This is a genomic window from Actinomycetospora termitidis (assembly GCF_030286555.1).
In the GTDB taxonomy this organism is placed as follows: domain Bacteria; phylum Actinomycetota; class Actinomycetes; order Mycobacteriales; family Pseudonocardiaceae; genus Actinomycetospora; species Actinomycetospora termitidis.
The window spans coordinates 242,658-262,190 of record NZ_JASVWF010000004.1 but is presented as its reverse complement, the minus strand read 5'-3'; the positions used below and the strand labels follow the sequence as shown (position 1 = coordinate 262,190).

The 19,533-nt window shown below is 74.1% G+C and carries 20 protein-coding genes; 6 read left to right on the top strand and 14 right to left on the bottom strand.

What is annotated here, in order from left to right; genetic code table 11:
* Positions 1–7: 7 nt before the first annotated feature.
* The gene (locus QRT03_RS19475) at positions 8–865 is read left to right on the top strand and encodes a PAC2 family protein (protein WP_286054930.1); all 858 of its coding nucleotides are present in this window, start codon (positions 8–10) and stop codon (positions 863–865) included.
* Positions 866–898: 33 nt separating this feature from the next.
* Here QRT03_RS19475 and eccB read toward each other — a convergent pair whose 3' ends face one another.
* The 5 genes from eccB to QRT03_RS19450 all read right to left on the bottom strand — a co-directional run bounded on the left by eccB (position 899) and on the right by QRT03_RS19450 (position 7,677).
* Complete coding sequence (gene eccB, locus QRT03_RS19470) at positions 899–2,308, bottom strand: type VII secretion protein EccB (RefSeq protein ID WP_286054676.1); 1,410 nt, start codon at positions 2,306–2,308, stop codon at positions 899–901.
* Positions 2,309–2,325: 17 nt separating this feature from the next.
* Positions 2,326–2,682 carry a DUF2237 family protein gene (locus tag QRT03_RS19465; protein ID WP_286054675.1) on the bottom strand — a complete coding sequence of 119 codons (357 nt, stop codon included), beginning with the start codon at positions 2,680–2,682 and terminating at the stop codon, positions 2,326–2,328.
* A 25-nt stretch (positions 2,683–2,707) separates the two neighbouring features.
* Complete coding sequence (mshC, locus tag QRT03_RS19460) at positions 2,708–3,958, bottom strand: cysteine--1-D-myo-inosityl 2-amino-2-deoxy-alpha-D-glucopyranoside ligase (RefSeq protein ID WP_286054674.1); 1,251 nt, start codon at positions 3,956–3,958, stop codon at positions 2,708–2,710.
* A gap of 295 nt (positions 3,959–4,253) precedes the next feature.
* A complete protein-coding gene (locus tag QRT03_RS19455; RefSeq protein ID WP_286054672.1) occupies positions 4,254–6,233 on the bottom strand; it encodes a vWA domain-containing protein in 1,980 nt (659 codons plus the stop codon).
* Complete coding sequence (locus tag QRT03_RS19450; protein ID WP_425604869.1) at positions 6,223–7,677, bottom strand: ATP-binding protein; 1,455 nt, start codon at positions 7,675–7,677, stop codon at positions 6,223–6,225. Before QRT03_RS19450 ends, QRT03_RS19455 begins: the two co-directional genes overlap by 11 nt.
* 301 nt (positions 7,678–7,978) lie before the next feature.
* Between QRT03_RS19450 and QRT03_RS19445 the strand changes: the two genes are divergently transcribed.
* From QRT03_RS19445 to QRT03_RS19435, 3 genes are read left to right on the top strand one after another with little or no spacing between them, the layout of a single operon-like run.
* Entirely contained in the window at positions 7,979–8,137 is a 159-nt protein-coding gene (locus QRT03_RS19445) for a hypothetical protein (protein ID WP_286054671.1), read from the top strand.
* Complete coding sequence (locus QRT03_RS19440) at positions 8,137–8,775, top strand: class F sortase (protein ID WP_286054669.1); 639 nt, start codon at positions 8,137–8,139, stop codon at positions 8,773–8,775. The genes QRT03_RS19445 and QRT03_RS19440 overlap by 1 nt, the downstream gene beginning before the upstream one ends.
* A 19-nt stretch (positions 8,776–8,794) precedes the next feature.
* Positions 8,795–9,226 (top strand): excalibur calcium-binding domain-containing protein, encoded by a 432-nt coding sequence (locus tag QRT03_RS19435; protein ID WP_286054668.1) that lies wholly within the window; start codon positions 8,795–8,797, stop codon positions 9,224–9,226.
* Between the two features lie 392 nt (positions 9,227–9,618).
* Here QRT03_RS19435 and QRT03_RS19430 read toward each other — a convergent pair whose 3' ends face one another.
* The 6 genes from QRT03_RS19430 to QRT03_RS19405 form a co-directional block, all read right to left on the bottom strand.
* Positions 9,619–10,863, bottom strand: coding sequence for an MFS transporter (locus tag QRT03_RS19430; protein ID WP_286054667.1), 1,245 nt, complete (start codon positions 10,861–10,863; stop codon positions 9,619–9,621).
* Positions 10,860–11,795, bottom strand: a complete 936-nt coding sequence (locus tag QRT03_RS19425) for an MBL fold metallo-hydrolase (protein WP_286054666.1) — start codon at positions 11,793–11,795, stop codon at positions 10,860–10,862. Before QRT03_RS19425 ends, QRT03_RS19430 begins: the two co-directional genes overlap by 4 nt.
* A gap of 1 nt (position 11,796) precedes the next feature.
* The gene (locus QRT03_RS19420) at positions 11,797–12,627 is read right to left on the bottom strand and encodes an SCO1664 family protein (RefSeq protein WP_286054665.1); all 831 of its coding nucleotides are present in this window, start codon (positions 12,625–12,627) and stop codon (positions 11,797–11,799) included.
* A gap of 16 nt (positions 12,628–12,643) precedes the next feature.
* Positions 12,644–13,213 carry a DUF3090 domain-containing protein gene (locus QRT03_RS19415; protein WP_286054664.1) on the bottom strand — a complete coding sequence of 190 codons (570 nt, stop codon included), beginning with the start codon at positions 13,211–13,213 and terminating at the stop codon, positions 12,644–12,646.
* A gap of 70 nt (positions 13,214–13,283) precedes the next feature.
* A complete protein-coding gene (locus tag QRT03_RS19410; protein ID WP_286054663.1) occupies positions 13,284–14,015 on the bottom strand; it encodes a histidine phosphatase family protein in 732 nt (243 codons plus the stop codon).
* A gap of 52 nt (positions 14,016–14,067) precedes the next feature.
* Complete coding sequence (locus QRT03_RS19405) at positions 14,068–14,901, bottom strand: undecaprenyl-diphosphate phosphatase (protein ID WP_286054928.1); 834 nt, start codon at positions 14,899–14,901, stop codon at positions 14,068–14,070.
* Between the two features lie 108 nt (positions 14,902–15,009).
* Between QRT03_RS19405 and QRT03_RS19400 the strand changes: the two genes are divergently transcribed.
* Both QRT03_RS19400 and QRT03_RS19395 read left to right on the top strand, forming a co-directional pair.
* Positions 15,010–15,999, top strand: a complete 990-nt coding sequence (locus QRT03_RS19400; protein WP_286054662.1) for an aldo/keto reductase — start codon at positions 15,010–15,012, stop codon at positions 15,997–15,999.
* 68 nt (positions 16,000–16,067) lie between these two features.
* Positions 16,068–16,283 carry a DUF5703 family protein gene (locus tag QRT03_RS19395; RefSeq protein ID WP_286054927.1) on the top strand — a complete coding sequence of 72 codons (216 nt, stop codon included), beginning with the start codon at positions 16,068–16,070 and terminating at the stop codon, positions 16,281–16,283.
* Between the two features lie 72 nt (positions 16,284–16,355).
* Here QRT03_RS19395 and QRT03_RS19390 read toward each other — a convergent pair whose 3' ends face one another.
* The 3 genes from QRT03_RS19390 to QRT03_RS19380 are packed head-to-tail and all read right to left on the bottom strand — an operon-like array spanning position 16,356 to position 19,460.
* Positions 16,356–17,303: an NADPH:quinone oxidoreductase family protein gene (locus QRT03_RS19390; protein WP_286054661.1), complete on the bottom strand. Its 948-nt coding sequence runs from the start codon at positions 17,301–17,303 to the stop codon at positions 16,356–16,358.
* A gap of 2 nt (positions 17,304–17,305) precedes the next feature.
* Entirely contained in the window at positions 17,306–18,112 is an 807-nt protein-coding gene (locus tag QRT03_RS19385; protein ID WP_286054660.1) for an SDR family oxidoreductase, read from the bottom strand.
* Between the two features lie 31 nt (positions 18,113–18,143).
* Positions 18,144–19,460, bottom strand: a complete 1,317-nt coding sequence (locus tag QRT03_RS19380; RefSeq protein ID WP_286054659.1) for a M20/M25/M40 family metallo-hydrolase — start codon at positions 19,458–19,460, stop codon at positions 18,144–18,146.
* Positions 19,461–19,533: the final 73 nt, after the last annotated feature.

The window sequence follows — 19,533 nt, the reverse complement described above, 5'->3', positions numbered from 1 at the left end:
CCCGGTCATGCTGTGTGCGTTCGAGGGCTGGAACGACGCGGGCGACGCCGCCAGTACGGCCGTCGAGCACCTGGCCCTGAACTGGGATGCGACCGAACTCGGTGCGATCGACCCCGAGGACTACTACGATTTCCAGGTCTCGCGGCCGACCGTGCGTCTGGTCGACGGGATCAGCCGGGCGATCGACTGGCCCACCACCCGCTTCACGCTCTGCCGCCCGCCCGGGTCCGAGCGGGACCTGATCCTGGTGCGCGGCATCGAGCCGAACATGCGGTGGCGCTCGTTCGTCGCCGAGATCGTCGCCAAGGCCACCGAGCTCGGCGTCACGACCGTGATCACCCTCGGCGCGCTCCTCGCCGACACCCCGCACACCCGGCCCGTGCCGGTCACCGGATCGTCGTTCGACAAGGAGTCCGCGGCCCGCTACGGGCTCTCCAGCTCCCGCTACCAGGGCCCCACCGGCGTCACCGGCGTGCTCAACGACGCCTGCGTGCAGGCCGGCATCCCCGCGATCTCGTTCTGGGCCGCCGTCCCGCACTACGTCTCCCAGCCGCCCGCGCCCAAGGCGACGATTGCGCTGCTGCAGCGGGTGGAGGAGGTCCTCGACGTCGAGGTCCCGCTCGGCGCGCTGCCCGACCAGGCCGAGAAGTGGGAGCGCACCGTCTCGGAGATGGCCGACGAGGACGACGAGGTCCGCGAGTACGTCAAGGCGCTCGAGGAGGCCGGCGACGCGGAGTCCGACCTCCAGGAGGCCTCCGGCGACGAGATCGCGGCCGACTTCGAGCGCTACCTGCGCCGGCGCGACCCGGGCGGCCCGGGTGACGTCGCGGGCGGCTCCGGTCTCGGCGGGCCCTGGGAGCGCTGAGGTCCCTCTTCCTGACGCCGGGTCGGTGCCGGTTCAGCGGAGGGTGCGCGCGCCCACGAGGTCGAGGACCGGGCCGCGCGGGAGCAGGTCGACCACGCTCCGGGGCGCCGGGCGGGGCGCGCCGAGGCCGAGCGCCGCGGCGGCGTCCCGGCCCGCGACGGGCAGCACCCGCCCGACCTGGTCGACCACGACCCCGCGACCGGGGTCGACGGGCTCCCCCGGCCCGACCGGCACGACGTACGCCCCCGCCCCGGCGATCCGCACCGATCCGACCGCCCCGGGGTCGGCGACCGGCGTGGGCGGCACCGGTGACGGCACCGTCCCCGCCACGGTGAGCGTGGTGCCCGCGCCGATGGTCGGTGCCCCGCAGACCACCGGCGCCTCGGCCTCGCCGAGCACGCGCGGGAAGGCCCGCGGGTAGGCGTCGAGGTCGATCCCGACGACCCGGGGCAGCCCGTCGACGACCGGTGCCGGCACCTCCGCCACCCGGGCGTCCGCACCCGGCGTCGCGAACCGGGTCAGCTCCGCGACGACCGCGGGCACCTCCTGCACCCCGCCGGGCAGCACCACGACCAGGCGGACCGGATCTCCGGCGACCCGCGCGACGGTGCCCACCGGCAGGCCCAGCGCCCGCGTCGCCGGATCCGCCGGCGCGAGCCCCGCGCCGACGATCTGCGGCGGCACCAGCGGCGCACCCTCCGGCAGCGTCCCGAGCAGGGCCGGCCCGGCCGGTCGAGCGGGCTCACCGGCGATGTCGAGCGCCCGCACGACGGCACCCTGGGCCGGGTCGATCGCGGCGCGTCGGCCCTCGGAGACCAGCCAGGTCCGGCCGTCGTCGCCGCGCAGGAGCAGCGCCTCCCCGGCGGTCACCGTTTGCCCGAGGTCGGGGTAGCCCGCGAGCACGACCGGGCGCTCCCGGCCGGCCGCGGGCGCGTCGCAGACCGCCCACACGTCGGGCACCGGCGCGGATGCGGTGTCCGGGAGCACCGACGGCGCCCCGGCGAGCCCGAGCGGGACGGTGCGGGGGACGTCGGTGAGGGCGTCGTCGCGGACCGGTGTCGGATCCGCCGGCGCGAGCCCCTCCGCCGGGTCGGCCCGATGCGCGTCCACCCCGGCCGCCAGCAGCCGCGCTGAAGCGAGGTCCGTCGTCGGGACGAGCCGGTCGGGGTCGCGGGCGACCACGTAGAGCGTCCCGCTCGGCACGCCCCGGACGATCGTCGCCGCCCGCCAGTCGGCGTCGCCGCGGACCAGCCCGACGACCGCGGCCGCGACGAGGCCGAGGGCCGCCACGACCGCGCCGACGGTCACGGCCCGGCGTCGGGTGCGTTCGGGGTCCCGCTCGGCGTGCGGGTCCCGCTCCACCAGCGCCTGGTCCAGACGGCGGGTCGCGCCGCGCTGGGCGCGGACCTGCGAGGCGGTGGCGGGTGGGGCGGGACGGCTCACGACGGCGGGTCCGCGCGTCAGGCGGTGATCGCGTGCGCCTGCAGGTCCGCCAGGTCGACCCACTCCAGCGAGCGGGCGTGCGAGGCCTCGAGTACCACCGGCGGGGCGACGCCCCCGTCGAGCGCCTCCTTCCAGCGGCTCGCGCACAGGCACCAGCGGTCCCCCGGCGTCAGGCCCGGGAAGTTCGCGTCGGAGCGCGTGAGGTCGTTGCCACGCGCTGCGGAGAACTCCAGGAACTCCGCGGTGACCCGGGCGCAGACCGTGTGCACCCCGGCGTCGTCGGGACCGGTCTCGCAGCAGCCGTTCCGGTAGAAGCCGGTGACGGGGTCGTGACTGCAGTCGGCGAGCTCGCCGCCCAGGACGTTGCGGGCCATGGTTCCTCCTCGCTGCGGATGAGTCTCAGCGCAGGGTGATGCCCAGCAGCGCGTCGATCGCACCCGCCGCCCGCGACCCGCCGTCGGGAACGGTTCCGGACCCTGGGCGTCGGAGCGCCTCGTCGGCCCAAGCGTCGACCGCCGCGAGAGCGCCGGCGCTGTCGAGGTCGTCGGCGAGGTGGGTGCGGATCTTCTCGACCGTCTCCGTGGGGTCGGGGGCCGCGTCCAGCGAGGCCGCCTCGCGCCAGCGGTGCAGGCGGGCCTGGCCCGCCGTCAGGAGGTCCGCGGTCCAGGAGCGGTCGGTGCGCCAGTGGCCGGAGAGCAGGGCCAGGCGGACCGCCATCGGGTCGACGCGGTCGGCCCGCAGCCGCGAGACGAAGACGAGGTTGCCCTTCGACTTCGACATCTTCTCGCCGTCCAGGCCGATCATCCCGGCGTGGCAGTAGTGCCGGGCCATCGGGTGGATGCCGGTGAGGGCCTCGCCGTGGGCGGAGCCGAACTCGTGGTGGGGGAAGGCGAGGTCGGAGCCGCCTCCCTGCACGTCGAAGGCCTCGCCAAGGCGGTTCATCGCGATCGCGGTGCACTCGACGTGCCAGCCGGGCCGGCCGTCGCCGAGGTCGGACGACCACGACGGTTCGCCCTCCCGGGCGGTGCGCCACAGCAGGGCATCGAGGGCGTGGCGCTTGCCGGGACGGTCGGGGTCGCCGCCACGTTCGGGGAACACGCGCTCCATCTCGGCGGTGGAGTAGCGCGAGACGTAGCCGAAGTCGGCGGTCGCGGTGTGGTCGAAGTAGACGTCGGGGTGCTCCGGGTCGTCCGCCCGGTACGCCGCGCCGGAGGCGAGCAGCTTCCCGACGAGCTCGGTGATCTCCTCCATCGCCTCGACGGCGCCGATGTAGTCGCGCGGGGGCAGGACCCGCAGCGACTCCATGTCCTCGCGGAAGAGGGCGGTCTCGCGCATCCCGAGCACGACCCAGTCGTCGGAGTCGCGCTCCGCGCGCTCGAGCAGCGGGTCGTCGATGTCGGTGACGTTCTGGACGTAGTGCACGTCGTGCCCGGCGTCGCGCCAGCAGCGGTTGACCAGGTCGAAGGCCAGGTAGGTGGCGGCGTGACCGAGGTGCGTGGCGTCGTAGGGGGTGATGCCGCAGACGTACATGCGGGCGCCGGCGGAGGCGGGGGTGGTGGGGCGGACCTCGCCGGTCGAGGTGTCGAAGAGCCGCAGCGGGGGCGGGGTGCCGGGCACCTGGGGGACGTCGACTCCAGACCACGAACGCATGCCCGTGACCCTATGCCCACCGGCGGCGCGCCCGGGTGCGAACGGGCCACGGCCCACACGCGGAGGGGGTCCCGGCCGGGCCCTGCCGCAGGGTCGTCGCGGGCGAGCACGACGGCCCTGATCGGAGGCAGGGGACCCGGCCGGGGTGGCGGGAGTCGCGGGGGGGTGTCGACTCCCGCCGTGTCCCAGAGTAACCGAAGCACTAGACCCGAACGGGTGGTCGGGTCATCGAAAGCGGTTACTTCTGGCACAGATTGACGCTGAGCCACGGGGAGATCGATTGTCTCACCGCGGTTCAGCGTCGGCGGCTGCTCAGGTAGTCGCTGACGACCGCCGCGCCGAGCCCGTCGAGGTCCGGCGCGATCACCCTCCCCCCGCTGCGTCGCGCCACCATGTCGACGAAGGCCTCGAGCCGCGGGTCCTCGCCGAGCATGAACACCGTGAGCGCGGCCTTCAGGCGGGCGATGACGTCCACCTCGTTCAGCGTCGCCCGGAGCGTCTCCGGGCTCGGCGGGTAGTCGAAGACGGCGTGGCCGTCCGGCTCCAGGTGCGCGGTCGGCTCGCCGTCGGTGACCACCAGCACCACCGGGGCGGCGTCGGAGTGCCGCCGCAGGTGCCGGCCCGCGAGCAGCAGCGCGTGGTGCAGGTTCGTGCCCTGCTCCCACACGCCCTCCAGGCCGGTGAGCTGCCCGAGGTCGACCGTCTGGGCGTGGCGCCCGAAGGTGATGATCTGCAACGCGTCGCCCCGGAACCGCGTCGACACCAGGTGGTGCAGCGCGAGCGCGGTGCGCTTCATCGGGACCCAGCGGCCGTCGGCGACCATCGACCACGAGGTGTCCACGCACAGGGCCACCGCCGCCCGGGTGCGCTGCTCGGTCTCGACGATCTCCACGTCCGTGACGTCGAGGGCCCTCGGGTCGCCGCCGGCCTTACGGAGCTCGGCGTTGAGCAGCGTCCGCGAGGTGTCCCAGCGCTCGGTGTCCCCGAACGCCCACGGGCGGGTCGCCCCGCTCGCGTCCCCCGCCGCCCCGGAGCGCTGCGTCTCCCGCTCCCCCCGACGGGTCGACAGCGAGCCGACGACGTCGCGCAGCGCGGACTGCCCGAGCTGGCGCAACGCCTTCGGCGAGAGCGTCAGCGACCCGTCCGGACCGCGCTCGAACACGCCCTGGTTCTCCAGCTCGCGCTCGAGCTCGGCGAGCCGCTGGGCGTCGACGCGGGCCTGGCGGCCGAGCGAGGCCTCCAGGGCCTCCAGGTCGATGTCCTCCATGCGCGCACCCGGGTAGGACTGGGAGAGCTGCTCGGACAGCGAGTCCAGCTGCCCGAGCTGCTCCATCGCCCGGGTCGCCTCGCCCATGCCCATCGGGCTGTCGCCCCGGAACCGGCCCTGCCCGTCCCAGTCCTCCCCCGGCCGCATGGCCTGCAGCTGGGAGTCCAGGCGGGAGAGCTGCTCGGCCAGCCGCGGGTCGCCGAACGCGGACTGCATGAGGCCCTCGAGCTCCGCGCGCTGCTCCGCCGACAGCGAGTTCATCATCCGCTGGGCGGCCGCCGAGCGTTGCGCGAGGATGTCGATCAGTTCCTCGGTGGTGCTCGGGTTCTCCGGGAAGTACTGGCCGTGCTTGCCCATGAACTCGGCGAACTGCTCGGTGGTGTCCTCCCCGCGCCCGTGGGACTCCAGCAGGTCGTTGAGGTCGGAGAGCATCTCCCGGACCTGCTCGACGTCCTCGGGCGTCGCGTTCTCCATCGCCTCCTTCATGCCCTGGAAGCGCTGGTCGAGCGCCTCCCGGCCCATGAGGTCCTGGATCTGCTGGAACGCCTGCCGGGCCTCGGCGTTGCGCCAGTCGTAGTTCTGCAGCTCGTTGACCGCTCCTGCCGTGGAGTCCGGCAGCGCGTCCAGCGACATCTCCCGGAACCGCGCGTCGTCGGAGTCCTCGGCCTGCAGGGAGTTGCGCTCCGCCTCCAGGGCCTGGTCCAGCAGTTCCCGGATCTCCTGCAGGGTGCCGTCGATCCGGTTCTCCCGCTGCAGCCGCCGCCGCTGCTCGTTGAGGCGCCGCTGCAGGTCGTCGAGACCCTGCTGGTCGCGCAGCCCGCGGCGCATCAGCTCGCGCATCGCCTGCCGCGGGCTGGTGCCCTCCATGACGTCGCGGCCCAGCGCGTCCATCGCCTCACGGATGTCGAACGGCGGAGCGAGCGGGTCGGGGCCGTCGTAGAACCGACCGTAGGAGTAGCGGCCGGGGCGGGGGCGGCGTGGGCCCTCGTCGGGGATCTCAGCCGCCATAGGTGACCGTCCCGTCGTCCTCGTCGTCGTCCTTCGCGAGCTTGCGCGTGAGGTAGAGGTGCTCGAGCGCCAGCTCGACGGCGGAGGCCAGCGGCCCCGGTGCCTCGGTGTCACCCGCGCCCAGCTTGTCGGCGACGGTGCGCACGACGGGGATGGACGGCAGGGTCGCGACGACCTCCCGGGCCGGGACCCGCTCCCCCGTCACCACGCGGCGGCCCTCGGCCACCGCGTCGGCGAGCGGGCCGAGGTCGACCCCGGCGAGGCGCTTGCGGGCGGTCTCGGCGACCGCGCGCCGGAGCAGGTGCGTCAGCAGCTCCTCCTCGCGCCCCTCCTCGCCGGACTCGAACTCGAGCTTGCCGCGCAGCACCGGCGGCACGGCCTCGAGGTCGACCGGCCGCGCGACCGGGGTGTCCTCCCCGGTGACGGCGGCCCGGCGCAGGGCCGCGGCCGCCACCGTCTCGGCGGCGGCCACGGAGAACCGGGCCGAGACGCCGGAGCGCTGGTCGATCGCGGAGGCGTTGCGCAGGTTGCGGGTGAAGCGGGCGATGACCTCGACGAGGTGGTCGGGCACCTCCGCGACGGTGTCGGCCTCCTGGCGGATCAGCGCGACCTCGCCGTCGACCTCGAGCGGGTAGTGCGTGCGGACCTCGGCGCCGAAGCGGTCCTTCAGCGGGGTGATGATCCGCCCGCGGTTGGTGTAGTCCTCCGGGTTCGCGCTCGCGACGAGGAGGATGTCGAGGGGCAGGCGCAGCGTGTAGCCGCGGACCTGGATGTCCCGCTCCTCCATGACGTTGAGCAGCGCGACCTGGATGCGCTCGGCGAGGTCGGGCAGCTCGTTGACGGTCACGATGCCGCGGTGCGCCCGCGGGACGAGGCCGTAGTGGATGGTCTCCGGGTCGCCCAGCGAGCGGCCCTCGGCGACCTTGACCGGGTCGACGTCACCGATGAGGTCGGCGACGCTCGTGTCCGGGGTGGCGAGCTTCTCGGCGTACCGCTCCGAGCGGTGCCGCCACGCGACCGGCAGCGCGTCGCCCTCGACGGTGGCGCGGCGGATGCTCGCCGGGATGATCGGCTGCTCCGGGTGCTCGCCGATCTCGGAACCCTCGATGACGGGCGTCCACTCGTCGAGCAGGGCGACGAGGCTGCGCAGCAGACGCGTCTTGCCCTGGCCGCGCTCGCCGAGGAGCACGACGTCGTGCCCGGCGAGGATCGCGCGCTCGAACTGCGGCAGCACGGTGCGCTCGAAGCCCACGATGCCGGGCCAGGGGTTCTCGCCGGCCTTCAGAGTGGCCAGCAGGTTGTCGCGCAGCTCGTCACGGACGCTGCGCGCGGTCTTCGCGGGGTGGTCGCTCGCGCGGAGCTCACCCAGCGTGGTCGGGAGGCCCTCGGGCGGGGCCGGGGTCGTACCCGGAGCGGTGGCCTGGTTCGGGCTCGGGGTGCTCACCTCCTCCACGCTACGACGACACCCGCTGTCGTGCCGCGCTCGTGGGACGGGGGTCCGGATTCACCGGTCCGCGTTCGCCCGCAGCGGACGGGCGGCGATGATCAGCAGGCACTGAGGGCTGTCAGGAGGGCCGGCGAGCAGCACGGGTGACCCGCTGGTCGTCGCCGCCCAGCTCCTTCGCCCGAACGGGTCCGGCGTGGCCGCCGTGGATCTCCACGACTCTCGACACCCACACGAGTTGACTCCCGCTCCTGCCGTCGGACCGTCCGGTCCGCCGGTGTCGACCGGGTCGGGGGCTCGTGTGAGAACGACGGTGGCGGCGGTCGGGGTGGTCCTGGTCGTCGTGGTGCTGATCCACGGCCGCAGCGGCGGCCTCGGCATGACCCTCGGTGGTGCTGCCGTGCTGGCGCTGTTCGCCGGGATCGCGGTGTGGATCCGACGCACGATGTCCCACCACTGATGCGGTCGCTGGTGGACGACCTCGTCCGCACCCCGCCGCCCCGGTCCACCATCGCGCTCGCCGCGGTGGCCGCCGTCCTGCTCGCCCTCGCGGCGTTCGTGTCGGCGCCCTCCTCCGTCCCGCGGTGCACACCGATCGGGCCGCCGACCCATCTCGACCGCACGCCGCTGCCGTCGTCCGACCCGATCGGGATCACCGTCGGCTCGATCGACGCGTGCTCGTCGCTGCTGGCCGTCGGCGTCGACGCGCAGAAGCGCATCGAGGTGCCGTCGGTCCACACCCCGGAGCAGGCCGGGTGGTACCGGCTCGGCCCGACGCCGGGTGAGCTCGGCCCGGCCGTCGTCGTCGGGCACGTCAACGGCGACGGGCGCGACGGCGTGTTCGCCGACCTCGACGACGTCGAGCGCGGCGACCGGATCGCCGTGAGCCGCCGGGACGGGCGGACGGCGTCGTTCACCGTCACGGACGTCGTCCAGGCCGACAAGGACGCCTTCCCGACGACGGCCGTCTACGGCGACACCCGTGACGCCCAGCTCCGGCTCATCACCTGCGGCGGAGCGCTCGACCGCAGCGCCCATCGCTACGACGACAACGTCATCGTCTTCGCCAGCTACGACGGCTGGTCGAGAAACCCGTGATCACCGAGGAGACACACCTGTGAAGCACACCATCGCCGCCGTCGCCGCCACGGCGGTCCTCGTCCTCGCCCCGCTCGGGGTCGCCGGGACGGCGTCGGCGCAGACCCGCTACGACAACTGCCAGGAGGCCTTCGACGCCGGCGTGTCGAACATCCAGCGCGGCGAGCCCGGTTACCGCCTCCCCCTCGACCGTGACCGCGACGGCGTGGCCTGCGAGGCCGACGGCGCCGACGGCGGCTCCCCGTCGGCATCGGGCAGCGGATCGCAGGACGAGACCGTGTCCTCCTCCGGCTCGACGCGGCCGGACCAGGTCACCGTCGTCCCCGAGGGCGGCGCCGAGACGGGCGACGGCAGCACGGAGACCGGTGCCGCGCCACTGGTCGCCGGCGGTCTGCTCGCTGCGTTCGCCGGAGCGTTCGTCGTGCGCCGCTCGCAGGCGGGTCGCCGCTGACGCCTCGCCGAGTGGGCGTCCATCGGTCCCGCAACTCTCCGCGGGACCGGATGGACGCCCGCTCGGCCGTCGGCGTTCACTGGGCCTCGTGGTCACCGGTCGCTGAGGGCTGTCTGACGGGAGCTTCGGGTGCGCTGCCTCGGCGGCGCCGTCCGGCACTGCCGACGATGGCGGATCCCTGGCGTCCAGTGCGTGCAGGTCGCCATACATCCGCGGGGCCGGGGGTCGTGGGCGTCCGCCGCCGCCGACGATGGCCGATCCCTGGCGTCCGGTGCGCGTAGGTCGCCATTCACCCGCGGCGCCGTGGAGTCCCGGACCTCAGCCGCCGCCGACGATGGCGGATCACTGGCGTCCGGTGCGCGCAGGTCGCCATTCACCCGCAGCGTCCGGAGTCAGTGGTGGGCCACCGCCGACTCCCGCAGCCGGCCCGACCCGCCGTCGGGAACCCGCACCCGCCGTCGGGACCACCACATGCCGCCGAGCCCGATGAGCAGCACCGGGACGTGCACGGCCATCGCGACACGGAAGACGTCGACGGTCCAGGAGTCGGGCGAGCCCGCGCCCTGGAGGTCGAGCAGCACGCCGACCAGCGCGACCACCGCCAGTCCGGAGACGAACCCGCCGACGTTCGTCAGCCCCGACGCCCGGCCGATCGCCGCCGACGACACCGACGAGCGCGCCACGTCGAAGGCGACCAGTGAGGCCGATCCGCCGCTGGCGAGGACGATCACCAGCACCACGAGCACGGCGACCGGCGCCGGACCCGGCCACGCGAGGACCACGGCCCACGCCACCGTCTGGGCCACCACCGACGCCCCGACCAGCTCGACGCGCCGGTGCGGGAAGCGCCCCGAGAGCAGGCCGAACAGCGGGCCGAAGACCATCGTCACCACGACGACGCCGCTCACCAGCACCCGCGCGAGGCCGACCGGCACGCCCTCCGTCGTCAGGAACGGATAGCCCCACAGCAGGCCGAAGACGTTCGCGGAGAACGGCGCCGCGAAGTGGCACCAGAACCCGAGGCGAGCACCGGGCGTGGCGATCACCTCGCGCAGTCGCGCGCCTCCGCCCTCCGTCGCCGAACCGATCGGTCCGGGACGGATCACCAGCGCCGCCACGACGGCGACGATCCCGCTCGCGCCCGCGGCCACCAGGTACGCCGCCGTCCACCCGGAGGCCACGACCAGCCCGGCGAGCGGGATCGCCGACACCGCCTGCCCGAGCTGGCCGAGGATGCCGGAGAGCTGGTTGACCAGGGGGACACGCCGGGGTGCGAACCACGTCGGCACGAGGCGCAGCACGCTGACGAACATCACCGCGTCGCCGGCCCCGGCCAGCACCCGCCCGAGCACCGCGACCGGGAAGGTCGGCGCCAGCGCGAGCAGCGCCTGCCCGACCGTTACCAGGACGGCTCCGCCGGAGATCAGCAGCTTCGGGCCGAAGCGGTCCACGAGCACGCCGGCCGGGATCTGCAGCGCGGCGTAGACCCCGAGGGACAGCACCGCGAGCAGCGACAGCACGCCGGCGGAGACTTCGAAGCGCTCCGCGGCGACCGGTCCCGTGGCCGCCAGCGCCGAGCGCCCGATGACCGAGCACACGTAGGCGAGGACCGCGGTGCCCCAGACGAGCAGCCTCACAGCGTCCGGGACCCCCCGATGGGCAGGTCCCACAGGTCCTCGCGGGCGCGGCCGGAGCGGGCCCACGCGCGCCGGGTCGCCTCGATCGGCTCCAGCACGGGCTCGCCGGAGAGCACGAAGGTGCCCCAGTGGATGGGCACCACCCGCTGCACATCCAGGACTCCGGCCGCCCGCACCGCCTCGGCCGGGTCCATGTGCACCTCGCGGAGCAGGTCCCGCGGTGCGTAGGCCCCGACCGGCAGGGCGGCGATCGCGATCCGCCGGTGCCGCCCCGCGATCCGCTTGAGGAACGAGCCGTAGGCGGTGTCCCCCGCGTGGTAGATCGACCGGCCGTCGGGCGCGGTGACCACCCAGCCGCCCCAGAGCCGGTGGCAGCGGTCGGTCAGCGTGCGCCGCGACCAGTGCCGGGCGGGGACGAACTCGACCCGCACCTCGCCGGAGAGCCCGGGCAGGCCGATCGAGGACCACCAGTCCAGCTCGACGACGTCGGTGAACCCCCGGGCCCGGAAGAACGCGGCGGTGTTCAGGCCGGCGACGATCCTCGTCGCCCTCGGCAGGCTCGCGAACGTCCGGACGTCGAGGTGGTCGTAGTGGTCGTGGCTGATCAGCACGGCGTCGACCCGCGGGAGGGTCTCGACGGTGCGTCCCGGCGGCGTGAGGCGCTTCGCCGCGCCGGGGATGCCTGGGGACAGGACGGGGTCGACCAGCACCGTCACGCCGTCGACCCACAGCAGCGTCGACGCGTGCCCCAGCCACGTCACCGCGAGCATTCCCGACGACGGGTCGGGCAGCGGTGCCTCGGGCGTCACCGGGATGCGGGCGGCGTCGCGGCGGGCGTCCTCGTCGTCCGGGAACGACCACCACAACCGCGCCGCCCCGACCGGGCCGAGCATCCGGGAGTCGAGCCGGTGGGTGAAGTCGTGCGGGGTCATCTCAGAACGCGGGCCACGGGATCGGCGGCCACCCGCCGGAGGGCGACGGCAGCTCGTCGGTGTGCAGCAGCCGGTCGGTCCGCGAGCGGAGCGCCTTCACCTCGCGCAGCGTGATGTGGTCGTTCAGCTCGTCGCCCAGCGCGGCGGCGTTGCCCGGCGACAGGGCCGCGCGCAGACGCTTCAGCCCGTCCTTCACCTCGTCGTCGAGCGGTTCGCCGACCCAGCCCCACAGCACCGTGCGCAGCTTCGTCTCCTGGTGCAGGCAGATGCCGTGGTCGACGCCGTAGGTACGGCCGTCGGAGCCGGCGAGCACGTGCCCGCCCTTGCGGTCGGCGTTGTTCACCACGACGTCGAGCGCGGCCATCTGCCGCAGTCCCGGGTCGTCGGCGTGCACCAGCAGGGCGGGCTCGCCGTCGGCGCCCCGCGCGCGCAGCACCGTGCGCCATCCCGGCTGCACGTCCTTCGGCTCGACGATGTCGACCAGCTCGCGCTCGTCGTCGGTCTCGATCCAGCGCTGGACCATGCCGGGGCCGAACGGACCGTCGCGCAGCACCGTCGGCGGCACGACGTGGAACTCGGCCGCCTTGCTCACGAGGTAGGTGGCGACCTCGCGCCCGGCGAGCGTGCCGTCGGGGAAGTCCCACAGCGGCCGCTCGCCGCGGACCGGCTTGTAGACGCAGTGCTCCTCGACGCCGTCGAGGGTCACGCTGCAGAACAGGGTCGTGTTCGAGGCGTCGGTCAACCGGCCCTCGACGTCGATGGTCCCCCGCCGCAGCAGGTCCTCGAGGCGGTCGACGTCGACCGGGTCCGGCGTGCTCTGGGTCCCGGTCAAGCGCTCCGTCCAGACATCACGACTCCGCGGCCACGCGTCGGAAGCCGTTCTGGCGGGGACAGACGTGCCCGGCGGCGTCGAGGGGCTGGGTGCACAGCGGGCAGAGCCGGCGCCCGGCACCGACGACCCGCTCGGCGCGGGTCGCGAACGCGCGGGCGCGCTCCGGGCTGAGGAACACGCGCAGCGCGTCCGGGCCCTCCTCGGTGTCGTCGAGCACGACCGACTCGTCGACCTCCTCCTCGGTGACCGCGAGCAGCTCCACCACGACGCTGCGGGACTCGGCGTCCCAGCCCAGGCCCATCGTGCCGACGCGGAACTCCTCCTCCACCGGGACGTCCAGCGGCGAGGTGTCGACGTCGCCCTCGGGGGTGGTCGGCGGGACCTCGGCGCCGAAGCGGCGCGAGACCTCCTCGAGCAGCGTGCCGATCCGCTCGGAGAGCACCGTCACCTGCTGCTTCTCGAGCAGGACGGAGACCTTCCGCGCCGACTCGGTCGCCTGGAGGTAGAACGAGCGGTCGCCGGGCTCGCCGACCGTGCCGGCGACGAACCGGTCGGGCTGGCGGAAGACGTGGATCACCCTGGGCATGGCCCCTCGACTGTTCGTGCTGATCGGGCCGGGAACGGATTCCCGGCGGGACTGCTCAACATGCGCGGCGTCAGTTTACGCCGGTCGAACCACCGACCACCGCGTCGGAGCGCTCCTCGGCGGCGCCCTCGGCGGCGTCCCGGTCGGCGGTCTCCTCCTCGGTCTCCGGCTTGGGCACCAGCGCGGCGAGGTCGCCGCCGGTGTCGTTCACGCGGACCACGAACGGCCGGGTCGGTGTGTAGCTGATCACGCTGATCGAGCACGGGTCGACGGTGATCCGCTGGAACGAGTCGAGGTGCAGCCCGAGGGCGTCCGCGATCACGGACTTGATCACGTCGCCGTGGCTGCACGCGACCCAGATGGCCTTCGGGCCGTGCTCCTCGCCGATCCGCGCGGCGTGCCGGCGGATCGCCGCGACCGAGCGGTGCTGGACCGTCGCGAGCCCCTCGCCGCCGGGGAAGACCGCGGCCGACGGGTGCGCCTGGACGACCTTCCAGAGGTCCTCCTTGCCGAGCTCGCCGAGCGTCTTTCCGGTCCAGTCGCCGTAGTCCACCTCCGCGAGGTCGTCCTCGACGACGGCCGACAGGCCGCGGGCCTCCAGCAGCGGCGCGAGGGTCTCCTCGCAGCGCTGCAGCGGGGACCGGACGGCCGCGGCGATCGGGAGCTGGGCGAGCCGGTCCACGAGCTTCTCGGCCTGGCCGCGTCCGGTGTCGTCGAGCCCGACGCCGGGCGATCGGCCGGCCAGCACCCCCGAGACGTTCGCCGTCGAGCGTCCGTGGCGCAGGAGGATCACCGTGGTCACGTCCACCGACCCTATCCCTTTCGCGACGGCGGGTCGGGTCGGGCGGGTCGGCTCAGGTCGCGGGCACGACGCCGCCGAGCACCGCCAGCAGCACGACCAGGCCGAGCAGCACGCGGTACCAGACGAACACGTAGATCGTGTGGTTCTCGACGTAGCGCAGCAGCCAGGCGATCGAGGCGTAGCCGACGCCGAACGCGATCACCGTCGCGACGCCGATCTGCGCCCAGCTCGACGTGACCTGGCCCGGCAGGGCCGGCTCGCCGATGTCCTTGAGCTTGTAGATCCCGGAGGCGAACACCGCGGGCAGGGCGAGCAGGAAGGAGAACCGCACCGCGACGGCCCGCTCGAGCCCGAGGAACAGGCCCGCGCTCGTCGTCGCACCCGACCGGGAGACGCCGGGGATCAGCGCGAGCATCTGCCCGAGCCCCATCATGACGCCGTCGCGCAGGGTGAGCTGGTCGGCCCCGCGGCGCTGGCGGCCGTACTTCTCGGCGGCGGCGAGGACGAGGCCGAAGATGATCAGGACCGCGCCGTTCAGCGCCAGGTTGCGCGCCGGCCCGTCGATGAGGTCCTGGAAGAGCAGGCCCGCGACGCCGATGGGCAGCGAGCCGAGGCCGACGTACCAGGCGAGCCGGTAGTCGTAGTCGCGCCGGTTGCGGTCCCGCAGCCCGCGGAACCACGCGAGGACCAGGCGCTTGATGTCCGGCCAGAAGTAGATGAGCACCGCGAGCTCGGTCCCCAGCTGCGACACCGCGGTGAAGGCGGCCCCGGCGTCGTGGCCGAAGAAGAAGGCCGACGTGAAGCGCAGGTGCGCCGAGGAGGACACGGGCAGGAACTCGGTCAGCCCCTGGACGAGACCGAGGACGACCGACTCCAGCCAGCTCATCTGCACGGGTCCGGGACGGTATCCGATGGGGGTCCGGGCCCGGCCGCGGCGGGTCCCGTGGTGTGTCCCCGATCGGGGAGGGCCCGGCCACCCCTATCCTGCCGAGCCGTGGAACAGCGACGGCTCGGCGCCAGCGGACTGCGGGTCTCGCGCCTGGCCCTCGGCACCATGACCTGGGGCCGCGACACCGACGCCGACGAGGCCGGCGCCGCGCTGCTGGCCTTCCTCGACGCCGGCGGCACGCTGGTCGACACCGCGGACGTCTACGCCGACGGCGAGGCCGAGGCCATCCTGGGCGGGCTGTTCGCCGACGTGATCCCGCGCACGGAGGTCGTCGTCGCGACGAAGGCCGGCGCGCGCCGGGGGGACGGCCCGTTCGGCGGCGGCGCGTCCCGGTCGTCGCTGCTCGCCTCGCTCGACGCCTCGCTGGCCCGCATGGGCACCGACTACGTCGACCTCTGGCAGCTGCACGCCTGGGACGCCGAGGTGCCGCTGGACGAGACGCTCTCCGCCGTCGACCTCGCCGTCTCGTCGGGGCGGGTGCGCTACGCCGGGGTGGCGAACTACGCGGGCTGGCAGGTGGCGGCGGCCGCACGCTCCGCGGGCCTGCCGCTGGTCAGCGTGCAGTCGGAGTACTCGCTGCTCGATCGCTCCGTGGAGGACGAGGTGCTCCCGGCCGCCGAGTACCACGGGCTCGGCCTGCTGCCCTGGGGTCCGCTGGGCCGGGGTGTCCTGACCGGCAAGTACCGCGACGGGACCCCGGCCGACTCACGGGGCGCGTCGGCCCACCTCGGGTCCTACGTGGGCGCGCGGCGCACCGACCGGGCCGCACGGATCGTGCAGGCCGTCGTCACGGCCGCGCACGGCCTGGGGACCTCACCGCTGGCGGTCGCCCTGGCGTGGGTGCGCGACCGCCCGGGCGTGGTGGCTCCCGTCGTCGGGGCCCGGGACGGGGCGCAGCTGCTCGGGTCGCTCGCCGCCGAGGAGCTGACCCTGCCCCCGGCGATCCGCGGCGCGCTGGACGACGTGTCCTCCTCGCCGCTCGTGCCGGTCGGCGTCGGCGAGTCGATCGACGATGCCCCCGCACCCTGGACCTGACGTACGGTGGTCGGCGGTCGTCCAGGAGGTTGCCCGTGAGTGACTCGCAGCGTTCCGTCCCCGCCGGCATGACCCTCGAGGCCAGCGTGGTGCACGGTGACTGGGAGTACCAGCCCGTCCGCCTGCCCCGGGACGTGACGCGGCTGAACGCCACCGCGGAGCTCGGCCTGCGGTCCCGGTTCGGCGGGTGGGAGCTGGCCCGGACGCTGCTCTACGCCGACGGCACGCGGAAGGTGTGGCTGCGCCGCAAGCTGTCGCGGATGCGCGAAGGGGCGGCGGTCTAGGGGTCCCCGGGGTGTCAGCACTGCGGCCATGCTGACGCCGGACGTCACAGGCGCCGCATGCTCGACGGCGGGTCAGGGCGTGACGACGACCCGGCCCGTCATCGTGCGGTTCGCGATCGCGTCCAGGGCGTCCGGGAGCTGCTCGAGCGGGTACTCGGCGCCGACCAGCGGGTCGATCGCCCGCCGGGCCCACAGCGCCTCGAGTTCCCGCTGCCACGCGTCGATCAGCTCGGGCGAGCGCTTCTGGTACGCCGCCCAGTGCACGCCGACGACGTCGTAGTTCTTGACGAGCGCGTGGTTGGTCGGGGCATCGGCGATCCGGCCGCCGGCGAACCCGATCACGAGGATCCGTCCCTCCCACGCCACGACCCGGCGGGACGCGTCGAAGGTGTCGCCGCCGACCGGGTCGTAGACCACGTCGACCCCGCGGCCGTCGGTGAGCTCCTTCACCGTGGGCACGAGCGTCGACACGTCCGACAGCACCAGCACCTCGTCCGCGCCCAGCCGGCGCGCCACGTCGGCCTTGTCCTCCGACCCGACCGTCGCGATCACCCGCGCGCCCGCGGCCTTCCCGAGCTGCACCGCCGCGGCGCCCACTCCCCCGGCGGCGGCGTGGACCAGCAGCGTCTCGCCCGCCGACAGCGACGTCCGGTGGTGCAGGGCGCACCAGCCGGTCTGGTACGCGACCCAGAACCCGGACGCCTGCGCCGCGGACATGCCCTCCGGCCACGGGTAGGCCCACGACAGCGCCGCGACCTCCGCGTATCCGCCGTGCGGCATCGCGGCCGGGCCGAACACCCGCTCGCCGGTCTCCACGTCCACCCCGGCCACCTCGAGCCCCGGTGTGAACGGCAGCGGCGGCTTCTCCTGGTACGTCCCGCGGCAGTACAGGATGTCCGCGAAGTTGACCGAGGCGGCCTCGACCCGCACCACCCGCCGTCCGGAAGGCTCGGGCAGGTCCGACTCGAGCGACAGGACCTCCCGCGGCTCCCCGAACGAGCCGACCGTCCAGCCGCGCATCCTCAGCCCTCCTCATCGGAGGGTCGAGCTCCCCTATCGGCGTGCTCCCCTTGATGCTGCGTCTCCCAGGACAACGACGGCGGCGCCTCGCCGGTCCGCGGGCCCGGCACCCCGCGGAACCCGTACGGCCCCGGCTCGCGGCCGGGCTGGACGTACCAGCACTCCCCCGGCTCGCCGCGGTCGAGCATCGCGTCGACGGCGTCGGCGACGTCACCCGCCGTCAGGAGCGGGAAGTCGCCGAACTGGTCGCGCATGTGGGCGATCAGCGCGGTGTCGGCGTAGCCCGGGCACAGCGCCATCGCCCGGATGCCCTCGGGTGCCAGCGTCGCGGCGGCCGAGCGGACGTACCCGACGACGGCGTGCTTCGTCATGGTGTAGATCGCGTCGCCGGGCAGCGGGACGAGCCCGGCCAGGGACGCCGTCGCGATGATCGTTCCGCCACCCGCTCGTCGCAGGGCCGGAACGGCTGCGTTCAGGCCGAACACGACGTGGTCGACGTTCACCCCGACCACCCGGCGGTAGGCCTCGACGTCGAGGTCGGTGATCCCCGACTGCCCGCCGACCGAGCCGGCGTTGAGGTGCACGACGTCGAGCCGCCCGCCCCACGACTCCGCCTCCGCGAAGGCGGCCGACAGAGCCGACTCCGACGTGACGTCGCAGGCGACGGCGAGCCCCGAGATCTCCTCGGCGACCTTCGTCGCGGCCACCGCGTCCCGGTCGACGACCGCCACCTTCGCGCCCGCCGCGGCCAGTCGCCGCGACACCGCCTCGCCGATTCCCGAGGCGCCACCGGTCACGAGAGCCGTCATCATGGTCGAGCTCCGCTGCGCTTCGTCTCCGTCAGCACGTCTTCAGGATCCTCTCCAGGACGCGGACGCCGAAGTGCAGCGCGTCGACCGGCACCCGCTCGTCGATGCCGTGGAAGAGCGCGGTGAAGTCGAGGTCCGGGGGCAGGCGCAGCGGCGCGAACCCGAAGCAGCGCATCCCGAGCTGCTCGAACGCCTTCGCGTCGGTGCCGCCGGACATCATGTAGGGCAGCGTGCGGGCGTCGCCGTCCTCGGCCTGCACCGCGGCGGTGATGCAGTCGACCAGCTCGCCGGAGAACTCGGTCTCGACGGCGGGCAGGTTGCGGATCCACTCCCGCTCGACGTCCGGCCCGAGGATCTCGTCGAGCTCCCGCTCGAAGGCCTCCTGGCGTCCGGGGAGCACGCGGCAGTCGACGGTCGCCTCGGCGGTCGACGGGATGACGTTGGCCTTGTAGCCGGCCTGCAACATCGTCGGGTTGGCGGTGTCGCGGGTGGTCGCGCCGACCACACGGGCGACCCCCCCGAGCTTCGCGACGGCGCCGTCGAGGGCCGCGGCGGAGTCGGTCGGGAACTCGATCCCGGTCAGCTTCGTGACCTCGTCGAAGAAGCCCTGCACGGACTCCGTCAGGGTCAGCGGGAACCGGTGGCGCCCCAACCGCGCGACCGCCTCCGACAGGATCGTCACGGCGTTCTCGTCGTGGACCATCGAGCCGTGCCCGGGCCGCGAACGGACCCGCAGCTTCATCCACGCGATCGACTTCTCCGCCGTCATGACGGGGTAGACGCGCACGTCCTCGCCCAGCGTCACCGAGAACCCGCCGACCTCGCCGAGCGCCTCGGTGCACCCCTCGAACAGGTCCGGGCGGTGCTCGGCGAGCCAGTGCGAGCCGTAGGCGCCGCCGGCCTCCTCGTCGGCGAGGAAGGCGAACACGATGTCGCGCGGGGGCACCGTCCCCTCCGCCTTGAACTGGCGTGCGAGCGCCAGGATCATCGCGTCCATGTCCTTCATGTCGACCGCGCCGCGGCCCCAGACGTAGCCCTCCTGCACCGCGCCGGAGAGTGGGTGCACCGACCACTCCTCGGCGTTGAAGGGCACGACGTCGAGGTGGCCGTGCACCAGGAGCGCCGGCCGCGAGCGGTCCGCGCCCTCGAGCCGGCAGAACACGTTGTCGCGACCTGGCGCCCCGGACTCGACGATCTCGGTCTCGTAGCCGACCTCGCGGAGCAACGCGTCGACGTACCGGGCGGCCTCGGCCTCCCCCGTCGTCGTCTCGAGCTCGCCGGTGTTGCAGCTGTCGATCTGGATGAGCTCGCTGGTGAGCTGTACGACCTCGTCCTCGGCGCGACCCATGCGGCGCATCCTGCCAGCCGCACGGGTACCCCGTGTGATCGCCGGGAGCGCTGTCGCGTAAGCTCTCCACCTG